Raw genomic sequence first — 14701 nt, forward strand, 5'->3', positions numbered from 1 at the left:
ACGCGGCGGCGCAGGGTGCGGGGGCGAAATTTCGCCGGCGCTGCATCCACAAGAGCCGGCGGTCGAGTGGCCGGGCCGCCACAGGGCCTTTCCGGGCCCCGTCCCGCGCAGGCGCCGTCGCAGGCGCGTCCGGCAAGCGCCTGGAGCCTATGTGAATCAACGGATGAAGCGCGGCCGTTACGGCCGGAGAATCGCCGCATTCCCGAATCGAATCGGCATGCGCCGCGAAACCGACGGATTCGGGGGGCGTTCAGGCTCCGCTCAGCTTCGGGCCGCTAGATGTCGTGGCTGAACCGCATGAGCGGATCCACCGACAGACGTTTCGTGCCGATAGACGTTTCGTGCTCCCGAGCCCCGAGGACCGCGCCATGACGATCCTGCCCCCGACTCTGCCCTCGCCCTCCCCGCTCCGCGCCGCCGGCCTCGCGGCGCTCGCCCGTGTCGGCGTCCTCGCACTCGCCGTGCTGGGCCTCGCCTGCGTCGAGGCGCGGGCCGAGCGCGCGCCGACGGCGGACGTCGTGCCGGGCGAGGAGCATTGCGTCGTCAACGTGCGCGCCGACGATCCGCTGAACATGCGCGCCGGCCCGGGCGTCGGCCATCAGATCCTCACGCGCCTCGCCTACGGCACCTGCGGCGTCATGGTGCGCGGCGACTGCCGGGGGACCTGGTGCCCGGTCGAGGACGGGCATTATGCCGGCTGGGTTCACGCCCGCTACATCTCGATGGTCTCGCCGGCGCTCTACTGCGTGGCCGGGGTCGGGCAAGGCGAGCGCCTGCCCCTGCGGGCCTGGCCGTCCCACGGCTCGCGGGTGATGGCCGAGCTCGGCCCCCGCGCCTGCGGCATCGCCTTGCTTCCCTATGCCCGCGAGGGCTGGCAGAAGATCCGCATCGAGGGCTACGAGGGCTGGGTTCCGCGCGCGAACCTGTCGGGGCAATGACCGCGATCGTCTCGCCTTGCGGAACCTGGCGCTACCGGCTCGAGCGGCCGGCGGAGGGGCCGGGCGCGCCGATCGCCTTCGTCATGCTCAACCCCTCCACCGCCGACGCGGAGCGCGACGACGCCACGATCCGGCGCGTGCGGGCGCTGGCGCGCGGATTCGGCCGCGGCCGGATCGTGGTTGCGAACCTCTACGCCCTGCGCGCCCGCGACCCGAAGGCGCTGCGCGCCCATCCCGATCCCGTCGGCCCGGAGAACGACGCCCATCTCGCCGCGCTCGCTGCGGAAGGCGGTGACGTGGTCTGCGCCTGGGGCGTCCATGCCGACCCGGTGCGCGCCGCCGAGACGACGGCGCTGCTCGCCGCCGCCGGTGCGCGGCTGTGGCATCTCGGGCCGACGAGATCGGGGGCGCCGCGCCACCCGCTCTACGTCGCGCGGGGCGTGCGCCTCCTGCCCTACGCGTCGAGCGCGGGCGCCGCCTGACGTCGCGCCTCCGTGGGCAGCGGCGCGTCGAGCCGGCAGACGAGGCCCTCCCGCGCGAAGTCGAGCGTGACCGTTCCGCCGAGATCGGCGGCGAGCGCGCGCTCGATCATGCGCAGGCCGAAGCCGCGCCGCGCGGGCGGGGCCGCGGGCGGGCCGTCCGTCTCCCGCCACTCCAGGACGAGCCGTCGGCAATCGTGACCCGACGAGACGCGCCAGACGACGCAGACGCGCCCCCGCGGGCGCGAGAGCGCACCGTGCTTGAGCGCGTTGGTGGCGAGCTCGTGCAGCGCCATGCCCATCGTGACGGCCTGCTTCGGCGTCACGCGCACCGGCGGCCCGTCGATGCGCACCCGCTCGCGCGCGCCACCGAAGGCCAGCGCCTTCGCCGCGACGGCGGCGAGATCCGCCTGCGCCCAGCTCTCGCGGGTGAGGAGGTCGTGCGCGCCAGCGAGCGCGCGCAGACGGCCCTTGAAGGCCTCCAGCGCCGGCTCGCCGACGACACCGTTGCGGAACGTGTGCTGCGCGATGCCCTGGACCACGGCCAGCGTGTTCTTGACGCGGTGATCGAGCTCGGCCATGAGCAGGTCGCGATGCCGCTCGGCCTCGACGCGCTCGGTCGCGTCGGCGCTCGCGCCGATATAGCGCTCGAAGGCGCCGTCCTCGGAGAAGCGCGGCTCGCCCCAGGATTCGATCCAGCGCCACGCCCCGTCGGCCCGCCGCACCCGCGCCTGCGCGCGAAAGGGCTCGCGGGCGGCGAAGCGCGCCAGGAAGGTCTCGACATAGGCGTCGTAATCATCGGGATGGACGACGTCGCGCCAGTCGATGTCGCTCCGCTCCGCCGGCGAGAAGCCGAAGAAGCGGCGGAAAGTCTCGTTGACGAAGTCGTGCCCGCCGGCCGCGTCGTGCACCCAGACCAGCAGCGGCAGGCCGTCGGCGAAGCTGCGGAAGCGCGCCTCCGAGCGGCGCAGGTCGCGCTGTGCGCGCCAATGCGCCGTCGCGTCCCAGGTCAGGACGAGGAGCGAGCCCGGCTCGCCCGACGCCGGCAGCCGGGTGATCTGGTGGTCCCAGCGCGCGTCGGGCTCGCCGGGAATCGGGGCATGGTAACCGGTGCGGATCTCCCGCTCGCCGGTGGCGAGGACCCGCCGCAGCAGCGCGGCCGCCTCCCGGGCTTCGGGAAAGATCTCCTCGTAGCCGCGCCCGAGCATCGGCGTATCGGGGCGCAGGCCCTGGTAGGCCGGATTCACCAGGGTGAAGCGCAGCTCGGGGCCCTGCAGCACCGCGATACGGGCCTCGGCGGCGTCGAGCAGCGTTTCCAGGAAAAGGCGCTGCCGGGCCTCCTCGGTGCGGACCTCCGCGAGCGCCGCATCGGCGCGCATCCGCTCCGTGATCTCGACGGCGACGACGAGGACGCCGACGATGCGCCCCTCCTCGTCCCGCGCCGGGCTGAAGGCGTAGTCGAAATGCGCGTCCTCCGGCTCCGGCCCGCGATGCAGCGAGAAGCGGGCATTCTCGAAGCGACAGGCCTCGCCCGCGAGGGCGCGGTCGAGAAGCGGCGCGATCTCATCCTCGAGCTCGGACCAGACCGCGGCGACGGGGCGGCCGAGCGCCTCCGGCTTCGCTCCGAGGAGGCGCAGGTAGGCGTCGTTGTAGGCGGCGACGACGTGGTCCGCGCCGAGCAGGAAAACCATCGGAAAGGGGTTGTCGAGGACGCTCTGCGCGTGGACGCGCGCGGCTGCGGGCCAGGTCTCGGGCGCGCCGAGCGAGCTCGCCTTCCAGTCGTGCGATCGGACGCGCGCCACGGCGGCCCCGGAGCCGCGCGGGTAAGCGGGAGCAGACACGGGCTCGACGCCGCTCGCCGATGCGAATGTGGGGGCGTCACCCCCGCTTTCGTCTCCAGCCCGACCCATGTTTAACTTTCGTTATGACCGCACCTTCGACTTGAAAACGACGCACGACTTACGTTGTCATGACTGATTACCCTGAAGCCTGTGCGTTTTTCTTCATCGACATCGCTCGCTCCGAAAGGTAGCGAGCAGCCGTCGCCAGCGCAAGACGCAGGCGCGGCGCGTCGGCTTTCGACGGGGTGAACGCTTCCGCGGCGCGCACGCATGCTCTACAGCATCATCCCACCGAGTGAGCGCTCGGCGACCGCCGGGGAAAGGACCTCCGCATGACCGCACCTCCTGCCGAGCCCGCCCGCAAGCGCCGCGACGCCCTCGCCGACCTGCTCGAAGAGGCGCGCGGGGCGCTCGGCCTCGCGGTGGGCTTCCGGCTCTGGGACGGCTCGCGCGTGCCGGCGGACTGGCCGCGGGACGCGATGGCGATCGCGCTGGCCGACGAGGGCGTCGTCGCCGCCCTGATCCGCCGCCCACGGCTCGACACGCTGGTCAAGCTCCACGTCGACGGGCGACTCACGCTCGAGAACGGCACGATCTTCGACCTCGCCGCCGCGCGCCCGCAGGGCAAGATCGGGCGCATGCTGCGCGAGATCCCGGCCGGCAAGGCGCTCGCGGTGGCGCGGCGCTTCGCCTTCGTCGACCGCGGCCCGCCGAGCGTGCTCGACCGGGTGCGCGGCGACGAGCTCGCCCGCGACGGGACGGCGCGCACCAACAAGGCCAACGTGGCGTATCACTACGACGTCTCCAACGACTTCTATCGCCTCTTCCTCGACGAGGCGATGGTCTATACGTGCGGCTACTTCGTCGAGGACCACGCGGACATCGATCGGGCGCAGCGCGACAAGCTCGACATGATCTGCCGCAAGCTGCGGCTGAAGTCCGGCGAGCGCTTTCTCGACATCGGCTGCGGCTGGGGCGCGCTGGTGCGGCATGCCGCGCGCCATTACGGCGTGGAGGCTCACGGCGTGACGCTGGCCGAGGAGCAGCTCGCCCTCGCCCGCGAGCGGGCCGAGGCGGAGGGACTCGCGGATCGTGCGACCTTCCACCTGAATGACTACCGCGACATGGAGGGGCCGTTCGACAAGATCGCCTCCATCGGCATGTTCGAGCATGTCGGCATTTCCAACCACCCCGCTTATTTCGCCGCGATGAACCGGTTGCTGCGCCCGGGCGGGCTGTACCTGCACCATTGCATAGCCCGGCGCGCGAAGAAGAGCGAAAAGCGCTTCGCGAGGATGACGCCGGAATACCGTGCGCTGGTGCGCTACATCTTTCCCGGCGGCGAGCTCGATCATCTGGGCATGTCGATCGCAAACCTCGAGCGCGCCGGCTTCGAGGTCCACGACGTTGAGGGCTGGCGCGAGCACTACCGGCGGACGACGTACTCTTGGTGGGAGCGGCTGGAGGCCCGCCGCGCCGAGGCGGAGGCGCTGGTCGGCCCGGAAAAGACACGGATGTGGTCGCTCTACCTGGCCGGCTGCTCCATGGCCTTCGCCCGCGGCGGCGCCTACGTGAACCAGACGCTCGCCTCAAAGCGCGTACGGGGGCCGGCGGAGGTGCCGCTGACGCGGGGAGACTTGTACGCCTGAGGCCTACCCCCGCGCCCAGCGCGTCACCAACCCCGCCAGCAGAACGGCGAGCGCCAACGCGCTGCCGCCCCAGGCGAGCAGGCCGAGGCCGAGGGCGTTGCCGATGACGGAGCCGTCGGGATCGAGGGCCATGCCGACGAGGAGCGGCGCCCAGGCGACGACGAAGAGGGCGAAGCCGGCGATCAGCAGCGCCCGGGCCGCGCCGGTCGCGCCGCGCAGGGCGACGAGCGCGCCGGCGATCAAGGCGAGGCTCAGGAGCGGGACGAGGGACATCAGGGCGAGCGTCATCACGGGTCTCCGGGCGGATCTCCGTCATCATCATGCGGGCGCTCGGGTTAAGATCGGCGCAATGCGACGTCGACAGCAGCCCCTCCCCTTCAGATTTCCCCGATCCGGATGCGCGCGGCCTCGCTTGTCCCCCGCGACGCGCCGCGGCTAGCCTCTCACTCGGCCACCGAACCGGCGGCTCTCGCGGAGGACGGACATGGCAGGTCGGGGCGCCGGCGCACGGCTCGCGGTCGATATCGGCGGCACCTTCACGGACGTGGCGCTGGAGCACGCCGGACGCACCGTCACCACGAAGGCGCTGACCACGCCGCGCGCGCCGGAAGAGGGCGTGATGACGGGCATCGGTCGCGTCCTCGAGGAGGCGGGGCTCGCGCCCGCGGATATCGGCCTCGTGATCCACGGCACGACGCTCGCCACCAACGCGCTGATCGAGCGCAAGGGCGCGCGGACGGCGCTCGTCGTGACCGAGGGGTTCCGCGACTCGGTCGAGATGGCCTACGAGAACCGCTTCGAGCAGTACGACGTGAACGTCGACCGCCCGAAGCCCCTCGTGCCCCGACATCTGCGCCTGCCGGTCCGCGAGCGCGTCACGGCGGCGGGCGACGTGCTCGTCCCGCTCCACGAGGACAGCGTGCGCGCGCTCGTCCCCACGCTCCGGGCCGAGGGGGTCGAGAGCATCGCCATCGGGCTCATCCACGCCTACGCGGCGCCGGCGCACGAGGAGCGGGTGGCCGAGATCCTCGCCGAGGCGCTGCCCGACGTCGCGATCAGCCTGTCGAGCGCGGTCTGCCCGGAGATCCGCGAGTACGAGCGCCAGTCGACCACCTGCGCCAACGCCTACGTCCAGCCCTTGATGGCGCGCTACCTGCACCGGCTCGAGGCCGAGCTCGCCGCGCAGGGCTTCGACTGCCCCTTCTTCCTGATGACTTCCGGCGGCGGGCTCACCACGCTCGACACGGCCGCGCGCTTTCCGATCCGCCTCGTCGAGAGCGGGCCGGCCGGCGGCGCGATCCTCGCGAGCCGGCTCGCGGCGGAGATGGGCCTGCCCGAGGTGCTCTCCTTCGACATGGGGGGGACCACCGCCAAGATCTGCCTCGTGGACGACGGGGCGCCGCTGAAGAGCCGCACCTTCGAGGTCGACCGCGTCTACCGCTTCAAGCGTGGCAGCGGGCTGCCGGTGCGCATCCCCGTCATCGAGATGGTGGAGATCGGCGCCGGCGGCGGCTCCATCGCCTCCGTCGACGCGCTGAACCGCATCGCGGTCGGGCCGGAGAGCGCCGGCTCGGAGCCGGGCCCCGCCTGCTACGGCCGCGGCGGGGAGCGCCCGACCGTCACCGACGCCGACCTCGCCATGGGCCGCATCGACCCGGAGGGCTTCGCGGGCGGCGCGGTGACGCTCGACGCGGAGGCGGCCGCGCGGGCGCTGGCGGATCACGTCGGCGGCCCGCTCGCGCTCGAGCCGGCGCTCGCGGCCTTCGGCGTGTGCGAGATCGTCGACGAGAACATGGCCAACGCCGCGCGCGTGCACGCCATCGAATGGGGCAAGGACGTCGCCCGGCGCACGATGATCGCCTTCGGCGGCGCGGCGCCGCTCCACGCCGCGCGCCTCGCCGAGAAGCTCGGCTGCGAGGCCGTGGTGGTGCCCACCGGCGCGGGCGTGGGCTCGGCCATCGGCTTCCTGCAGGCGCCCATCGCCTACGAGGTGGTGCGCTCGCGCTTCATGCGGCTCTCCGCCTTCGACGCGGGCCTCGCCGACGAGATCGTCTCGGGCATGCAGGCGGAGGCCGCCGAGGTCGTGCGCCGCGGCGCGCCGGAGGCCGCGCTCGTCGAGACCCGCCAGGCCTTCATGCGCTATGCCGGCCAGGGCCACGAGATCAGCGTGGCGCTCCCCGTGCGGGCGCTGACGCCCGAGGACCGCGCGACGCTGCACGCCGCCTTCGAGGCGGCCTACGTCGCGCTCTACGGGCGCACGATCCCCAATCTCGACGTCGAGATCCTGTCCTGGACGCTGACCGTCGAGACGGCGCAGGCGCCGCCCTCCCCCGCCGGAGCGCCGCCCGCCGCCGCCGCGGCGCCCGAGCCGATCGGCCGGCGCGCGGTCTTCGATCCCGGCCTCGGCCGCGCCATCGAGGCGGCGCTCCACGACCGCGCGGCGCTGGCGCCCGGCATGCGCGTCCCCGGCCCGGCGCTGATCGCCGAGGCGCAGACGACGACCGTCGTCTCCCCCGCCTTCGACGCGACGGTGAGCGCCGCCGGCCACATCGTCCTGACCCGCAAGGGGAGCTTCGCATGAGCGCCGCGCTCGAGCAGATCCGTTCGCAGATCATGTGGAACCGCCTCCTCGCCATCGTCGAGGAGCAGGCCCAGACGCTGATCCGCACCGCCTTCTCCACCTCCGTGCGCGAGGCGGGCGACCTGTCGGCCGGCGTCTTCGACGCGAAGGGCCGCATGCTGGCCCAGGCGGTGACCGGCACGCCCGGCCACGTCAACGCCATGGCGGCCTCGGTCGGCTTCTTCCTCGAGCGCTATCCGCTCGAGGCGATGCGCGAGGGCGACGTCTTCGTGACGAACGACCCCTGGCTCGGCACCGGCCACCTGCACGACTTCACCGTCGTCACGCCGACCTTCCTCGACGGCGAGCCGGTGGCGCTGTTCGCCTCGACGAGCCACGTCGTCGACGTCGGCGGGATCGGCTTCGGGCCGGACGGGCGGCAGGTCTACGAGGAGGGGATCTACCTGCCGATCATGCCGCTCGCCGAGCGCGGGACGATGAACCAGTCGCTCCTCGCCATCGTGCGCGCCAACGTCCGCGAGCCGGTGCAGGTGGAGGGCGATCTCTATTCGCTCGCCGCCTGCAACGAGACCGGCGCGCGCCGGCTCGTCGCCATGATGCGCGAGTTCGACCTCGCCTCCCTCGACGCCATCGCCGAGCACGTGGTGAGCCGGTCCCGCGAGGCGATGCTGGCGGAGATCCGCAAGCTGCCGTTCGGCACCTATCGCAACGCCATGCGCATCGACGGATACGAGAAGGAGATCGACCTCGTCTGCGCGCTGACGATCTCGCAGAGCGGCGTCGACGTCGATTTCGCCGGCACGTCCCCCGTCTCGATCCACGGCATCAACGTGCCGGAGACCTATACCGACGCCTACGCCTCCTTCGGCGTGCGCTGCGTGATCGGCGGGCAGGTGCCGAACAATGCCGGCTCGCTCGCGCCCGTGCGCGTCACCGCGCCGAAGGGCTCGATCCTCAACGCGCCCCACCCCTGCGCGGTCGCCGCGCGCCATGTGATCGGGCAGATGCTGCCCGACGTCGTGCTCGGCTGCCTCGAGCAGGCGATGGCGGGCGGCGTCCCGGCGGAGGGGACGTCGAGCCTGTGGAACCCGATGCTGCTCGGCGGGCACGGCGTCGTCGACGCCGATTACGGGGACGCGCGGCCCTTCGCCATGAACATCTTCCACACCGGCGGCACCGGCGCGCGCGCGGCCAAGGACGGCCTCTCCGCCACCGCCTTCCCGTCGGGCGTGCGCAACACCCCGGTCGAGATCAACGAGACGATCGCGCCGCTCGTCGTTTGGCGCAAGGAATACCGCACGGATTCGGGCGGCGCGGGACGGTATCGCGGCGGGACGGGCCAGGTGATGGAGATCGAGCATCTGGAGGGCGCGCCCTTCGCGGTCTCCGCCATGTTCGACCGCTGCAAGCACCCGGCGCGCGGGCGCCAGGGCGGCGGCCCGGGCGGGCTCGGGCGCGTGCGCACCTCGGAGGGTCTGGAGCTGCGCCCGAAAGGCCGCCAGACCGTCCCCGCCGGCGACCGGCTGATCCTGGAGATGCCCGGCGGCGGCGGCGTCGGCGACCCGCTGGAGCGGCCTCTCGCCGAGGTGGCGTGGGACGTGAGGAACGGGATCGTCTCCGTGGACGGCGCGCTGCGGGACTACGGCGTGGTGGCGGACGCGACCGGGCGGGTGGACGAGGACGCGAGCGCGGCGGAGCGGGCGCGGCGGCGGGGCGGATGAGGCTTGCCGACAGGCGTGCTCCGCCCAGCGGAAGAGGGCCGTCCTGCACCGTCCAGTTTCGCACCGTTTCGGCTGCGCCGAACGCGCCTCCGGCGCGCCCCATCCGTCTCGGCTTCGCCGAGACACCTTCCCCTACAGGGAAGGAGGACCGTGGCCGGCTCCAGAGCGAGACGCTGCTCGAAAGGTCGAACGGCCGTCGCGGCGCTCGTCCTTCCCTGTAGGGGAAGGTGGATCGCCGCGCAGCGGCGAGACGGATGGGGCGCGGAGCGAAGCGACGCGTTCGGCGTAGCCGAAGCGATGCAGGGCTGGACGTTGCAGAGGAGCCCCATTCCTCGAGCGACGCTGCATTACCCCCCGCGCAGAGCCCGCGTCGCCGCCGTGTCCACGCCCGTGCCGTCGGGCGTCAGCGCCACCGCATACACCTGCCGCGCTGCCTCGCGGCTCACCTTGCCGTCGCGCACGTCGCGCAGCACCCGCGCCGGGTCGCGGGTTCGCGGGTCGCCGAGGCCGCCGCCGCCGGGGGAGGAGGCCTCGTAGCGGAGCGCGGGAAGGTCCATCAGGCCGTATTGCGGCGCGGCGATGGGCGCTGCGCCGTCGGCGGGAAAGAGCGTCATCGTACCCGCCGTACCATATCCGCCGCCGTCGACGCCGTAGCCGGAGGGCGTGCGCAGGCCCTCGCCGCGGAACGAGTAGCGCGCCGGCACCCGGACCTCGACGGCGTAGTCCACCCCCGTCCCGCCGCGGAAGGCGCCGGCGCCGCCGGAATCGCAGCGGAATTCCTGGCGCAGGAAGCGCACCGGGTAAATCCGCTCGTACACCTCGAGATCGGGGATCGAGAGGCCGCCCAGCGTGCACAGATGCCCGATCTGCTCGAACCCGTCGCGGCCGGGGATCGCGCCGCCGCCCGCGGCGAGGTTGTTGTGGTACATCACGAAGGGCTCGCGCGCCCCCTCCGCCGTGCCCGAGGTCACGCCGAAGACGTTGCGCGCCCAGCCGGCGCAGGCGCGGGAGGGGTCGGCCTGGGCGAGCGCCTTCCACACCGCGTGGATGATGTCGTGCGCCGGGAAGACCGTGCACATCGTCATCGGCGCGGGCGCCCGCGCGTTCACGTGCGTGCCCTCCGGCGCAACGATCCGCACCGAGCGGAACGAGCCTTCGTTGCGGGGCAGATCCGCCTCAAAGAAGGAATAGAGCGCCGTGTAGACGGCCGAATGCGTGTTCGCCAGCGAGGAGTTCTTGAAGCCGGCGATCTGCGGGTCGGTGCCGGTGAAGTCGACCGTCATCGTCTCGCCGGAGACGGTCAGCGTCACCCGCGTACGGATGTCGGCCTCGCCGAAGCAGGCTGTGTCCGAGCGGTCCTCGGCACGATAGACGCCGTCCGGCAGGCTCGCGATCGCGGCCCGGAAGCGCGCCGCGGCATGGTCGAGGATGCCGGCGAAGGCGGCGCGGGCGCGCTCGGGGTCGAGCTCCGCGGCCAAAGCCGCGATGCGCTCGGCGCCGATGCGCGTCGAGCCCAGCATGGCGCGCAGGTCGCCGTCGAGGAGGTCCGGCGTGCGGCAGTTGAGCTTCAAGAGCGCCCAGAGGTCCTCGCGCACGCGGCCCCGCTCGACGAGCGTCATCACCGGGAGCCGCAGGCCCTCGTGGAAGATCTCGGTCGCTTGTGGATTGTAGGTGCCCGCCGCGCCGCCGCCGATGTCGGATTGGTGCGCGCGGTTGCAGGCGAAGGCGAGGAGCCGCCCCCCGGCGAAGACCGGGCGGGCGATCACCCAATCGGGCAGATGGTTGCCGCCGGCGGCGTAGGGGTCGTTCAGGAGGTAGACGTCGCCCTCGGCGATCGCCTTCCCGCGGGCCGCGAGGATGGCGCGGGTGGCGAAGCCGCCGCCGCCGGTATGGATCGGGATGCCGTCGGCCTGGCTCACCACCGCGCCGTCGGCGCCGGCGAGGAAGCAGGAGAAGTCGTGGGCCTGCGAGAAGATGGGGCTCCTCGCCGTGCGCACCATGACCCGGCCCATCTGCTGGGCGACGTGGTCGAGCCGGTTCTGCACCAGCGCGAGGGTGACCGGGTCGATGCCGGCGCCCTCCCCCGTCGGGGCCGCGGCAGCCTCTGCGAGGGTGATCACGAGATTCCCGGCGGCATCGACCTCCAGCACGTCGCCCGGCCGGGCGATGGCGGTCATCGTGCCCTCGGCGACGATGACGGGGCCCTCGATGGCGTGCCCCGGCGCGAGCGCCGCGCCGTCGTAGACCGCCGCCTCGCGCCAGCCCTCCTCGAACCAGACCGGGCGCGTTCCGACGGGCTGCGGCGTCCCCTCCCCTCGCGCCGCGGCGGCGGGGGCCGCGGCCTCGATCAGCCCGAAGCCGGCCACGCGGAGCGCCGTGATCCGGATCGCGCCGCCCGGCTGGACGTGGCCGAACTGGCGATCGTATTCCGCCTCGAACAGGCCGCGGATGGCCGCCTCGTCCAGGCCCGCGCCGTCCGGCAGGTCGACCCGCACGTCCCATTGCTGACCGGCGTAGCGCAGGTCGAGGGCCCGGGTGAGCGCGACGCCGTCGCCCGAGAAGCCCTCCGCGGCGAGCGCCTCCCGGGCGCGGGCCTCCAGCGCGGCGAAGCCCGCCTGCGCGTCGCGCATCGCGTCCTCGGCGAGGGGGCGCATGAAGACCTGGGTGAAATCCTGCCGCACGTCGGACTGAAGCAGCCCGAGCGCGCAGAAGGCCCCCGCCTCGCGCGGCACGTAGACGCGCCGTGCGCCGAGCCGCGCGGCGACGCTCGGCCCGTGCAGCGGCCCCGCGCCGCCGGCGGGAACGAGGGTGAAGCGCCGCGGGTCGAAGCCGCGCTGGACCGAGATGCGCTCGACGGCGTGGAGCAGGTGCTGCTCGACGAGGCGGATCACGCCCGCCGCCGCCTCCTCCACCGAGAGCCCGAGCGGCGCGGCGAGGCGCGTGCGGATCGCCTCGCGGGCGCGCTCGGCATCGAGGGTCACGGAGCCACCGGCATAGGCGCCCGGCGCGAGACGCCCGAGCACGAGCTGTGCGTCGGTGACGGTGGGCTCCTCGCCCCCGAAGCCGTAGCAGGCAGGTCCCGGCCGCGCGCCGGCGCCCTTCGGGCCGGCGTAGAGCATGCCGGCGGCGTCGACGCCCGCGATCGTGCCCCCGCCGGCGCCGACCGTGTGGATCTCGACCGAGGGGACGGAGAGGCGATAGCCGGCGATGTCGAGGTCGTCGCTGGTCGCGACCCGGCCCGCGTTCATCAGCGCCACGTCGCAGGAGGTGCCGCCGATCTCCATCGAGATCAGGTCGGCGTCGCCGAGCGCCTGCGCCGCGAGCCCGAGCGCCCCGACGCCCGCCGCCGGGCCGGAGAGGACGAGGTTCACCGGCCGCGCCGCGACCTGGTCCACCGAGACGACCCCGCCGTTGCTCTGGCTCACCAGCAGCGCGCCCGGCAGGCCGCGCGCGCGCAAGGCCGCCGCGAGGCCGCGCAGATACGTGACGACACGGGGCGCGACGGCGGCATTGGTGACGGTGGTCGAGGTGCGGGCGTATTCGCCGATCGTCGGCGCGACCTCGGAGGAGAGCGACACCCAGTCGCCGCCCCATTCGGCACGCACGATCGCCGCCGCCTCCCGCTCGTGCCGCCCGTCGGCATAGGCGTTGAACAGGCTGATCGCCACCGCCTCGACGCCCTCCTCGCGGAAGAGCGCGCAGGCGGCGCGCACGTCGCCTTCGTCGAGGGGCGCGATCTCGCGGCCGTCCGGGTCGAGGCGCCCGCGCACGGGCCGGCGGAGATAGCGCGGGACCATCACGGGCGAGAAGGGCGTGCGGTGGTCCCAGGGGTTCTTCCGCAGGCCGCGGCGGATCTCGAGACTGTCGCGGAAGCCGTGGGTGACCAGGAGGCCGACCCTGGCGCCCTTGCCCTCGAGCACGGTGTTCGTCGCCACCGTCGAGCCGTGGACGAAGAGCCGGCAGCCGGCGAGGAGCGCCTCCACGCCGATCCCGAGCCCGGCCGCCGCCTTCTCCACCGCGTCGAGGACGCCCTGCGCCGGGTCCGCCGGCACCGAGGGCACCTTGAGGACGAGGGATCGCCCGGCGGCGTCGATCAGCGCGAGATCCGTGAAGGTGCCGCCGACGTCGACGCCGATTCGCCAGGGCGCGCGCAGCTCGCTCAACGTTTTCTCCTCACGGCCGGGCGGTGGCCTGGGCCGGCAGCCAGGTGGCGATCTCGGGGAAGGCCATCAGCAGCCCCACCGCGACCACCATCAGGAGGAAGAACGGCAGGGCCGCGCGGGCGACGTAGAGGATGTCGCGCCCGGTCAGCCCCTGCAGCACGAACAGGTTGAAGCCCACCGGCGGCGTGATCTGGCTCATCTCGACGACGAGCACGACGTAGATGCCGAACCAGAGCAGGTCGATGCCGGCGGCCTCGACCATCGGCAGGATCACGGCCGTGGTCAGCACCACGACCGAGATCCCGTCGAGGAAGCAGCCGAGGATGACGAAGAGCACGGTGAGCGCGACGAGGAGCCAGTAGGGCGAGAGGTCGAAGTCGCGGATGAGCTGCGCCAGCGTGCGCGGGATGCCGGTATAGCCCATCGCCACCGAGAGAAAGGCGGCGCCGGCGATGATGAAGACGATCATGCACGAGGTGCGCGTCGCCCCCATCAGGCTCTCGGAGAAGCTCTTCCAGGTGAGCGAGCCGGTCGCGGCGGAGAGCACCAGCGAGCCGAAGACGCCGAAGGCGGCGGCCTCGGTCGCCGTCGCCCAGCCCTGGTAGATCGAGCCGATGACGAAGCCGATGAGGAGGAGCACCGGGATCAGCCGCCGCGAGGCCTTCACCTTCTCCCAGAAGGTGAGCTTGAAGTCGTTGGCGGGCACCTTGCCCGGGCGCATCAGGGCCCAGATGCCGGCATAGGTCATGAACAGGCCGGCCACCATCACGCCGGGCAGGATGCCGGCGATGAAGAGCTGGACGATCGAGACCTCGGCCGAGACGCCGTAGACGATGAGGATGATCGAGGGCGGGATCAGGAGGCCGAGCGTGCCCGAGCCCGCGAGCGAGCCGATGACGAAGCGCTCGTCGTAGCCCCGTCGAAGCAGCTCGGGGATCGCCATCTTGCCGACCGTCATGGCGGTGGCCGCGGACGAGCCGCTCACCGCCGCGAAGACGGCGCAGCCGAGGATGTTGACGTGGATGAGCCGCCCCGGCAGGCGCCCGAGCCAGGGCGCCAGCCCGCGGAACATGTCCTCCGACAGCTTCGTGCGGAACAGGATCTCGCCCATCCAGACGAAGAGCGGGAGCGAGGCGAGCGTCCAGGTCGCGGTGGCGCCCCAGACGCTGGTCGACATGATCAGCCCCGGCGGCGCGCTGGAGAACATCTCGAGCGCGACGAGGCCGACGGCGGCGAGCGCCATGGCCACCCAGAAGCCGCCGCCGAGCAGCAGGAACAGGACGCCGACGAGGACGATCGACTGGATCAGGAGGTCCATGTGCGCGGCGC

The 14701-nt window shown here is 73.0% G+C and carries 9 protein-coding genes; 5 read left to right on the forward strand and 4 right to left on the reverse strand.

The genetic code is table 11. From position 1 onward, the window contains the following. Nucleotides 1-368 precede the first annotated feature (368 nt). Nucleotides 369-938 carry an SH3 domain-containing protein gene (locus tag ABL310_RS14475; RefSeq protein ID WP_349367718.1) on the forward strand — a complete coding sequence of 190 codons (570 nt, stop codon included), beginning with the start codon at nucleotides 369-371 and terminating at the stop codon, nucleotides 936-938. Next, entirely contained in the window at nucleotides 935-1420 is a 486-nt protein-coding gene (locus tag ABL310_RS14480; protein WP_349367719.1) for a DUF1643 domain-containing protein, read from the forward strand. The genes ABL310_RS14475 and ABL310_RS14480 overlap by 4 nt, the downstream gene beginning before the upstream one ends. Here ABL310_RS14480 and ABL310_RS14485 read toward each other — a convergent pair. Further along, nucleotides 1393-3219, reverse strand: a complete 1827-nt coding sequence (locus tag ABL310_RS14485; RefSeq protein WP_349367720.1) for a PAS domain-containing protein — start codon at nucleotides 3217-3219, stop codon at nucleotides 1393-1395. The two genes, ABL310_RS14480 and ABL310_RS14485, sit on opposite strands and share 28 nt — an antisense overlap. A gap of 371 nt (nucleotides 3220-3590) precedes the next feature. Here ABL310_RS14485 and ABL310_RS14490 point away from each other — a divergent pair, with 371 nt between their 5' ends. Then, nucleotides 3591-4907 (forward strand): cyclopropane-fatty-acyl-phospholipid synthase family protein, encoded by a 1317-nt coding sequence (locus ABL310_RS14490; RefSeq protein WP_349367721.1) that lies wholly within the window; start codon nucleotides 3591-3593, stop codon nucleotides 4905-4907. A 3-nt stretch (nucleotides 4908-4910) separates the two neighbouring features. Here the strand turns inward: ABL310_RS14490 and ABL310_RS14495 are convergent, their stop codons facing one another. Further along, nucleotides 4911-5195: a hypothetical protein gene (locus ABL310_RS14495; protein WP_349367722.1), complete on the reverse strand. Its 285-nt coding sequence runs from the start codon at nucleotides 5193-5195 to the stop codon at nucleotides 4911-4913. A gap of 196 nt (nucleotides 5196-5391) precedes the next feature. Between ABL310_RS14495 and ABL310_RS14500 the strand changes: the two genes are divergently transcribed. Together ABL310_RS14500 and ABL310_RS14505 are read left to right on the forward strand one after the other, a co-directional pair. After that, a complete protein-coding gene (locus ABL310_RS14500) occupies nucleotides 5392-7488 on the forward strand; it encodes a hydantoinase/oxoprolinase family protein (RefSeq protein WP_349367723.1) in 2097 nt (698 codons plus the stop codon). Then, complete coding sequence (locus ABL310_RS14505) at nucleotides 7485-9209, forward strand: hydantoinase B/oxoprolinase family protein (protein WP_349367724.1); 1725 nt, start codon at nucleotides 7485-7487, stop codon at nucleotides 9207-9209. The genes ABL310_RS14500 and ABL310_RS14505 overlap by 4 nt, the downstream gene beginning before the upstream one ends. 347 nt (nucleotides 9210-9556) lie before the next feature. Here ABL310_RS14505 and ABL310_RS14510 read toward each other — a convergent pair whose 3' ends face one another. Together ABL310_RS14510 and ABL310_RS14515 are read right to left on the reverse strand one after the other, a co-directional pair. After that, nucleotides 9557-13372, reverse strand: coding sequence for a hydantoinase B/oxoprolinase family protein (locus tag ABL310_RS14510; RefSeq protein WP_349367725.1), 3816 nt, complete (start codon nucleotides 13370-13372; stop codon nucleotides 9557-9559). 10 nt (nucleotides 13373-13382) lie between these two features. After that, a complete protein-coding gene (locus ABL310_RS14515) occupies nucleotides 13383-14690 on the reverse strand; it encodes a TRAP transporter large permease subunit (RefSeq protein ID WP_349367726.1) in 1308 nt (435 codons plus the stop codon). Between the last annotated feature and the right edge of the window lie 11 nt (nucleotides 14691-14701).

Source organism: Salinarimonas sp., from assembly GCF_040111675.1.
Taxonomy (GTDB): domain Bacteria; phylum Pseudomonadota; class Alphaproteobacteria; order Rhizobiales; family Beijerinckiaceae; genus Salinarimonas.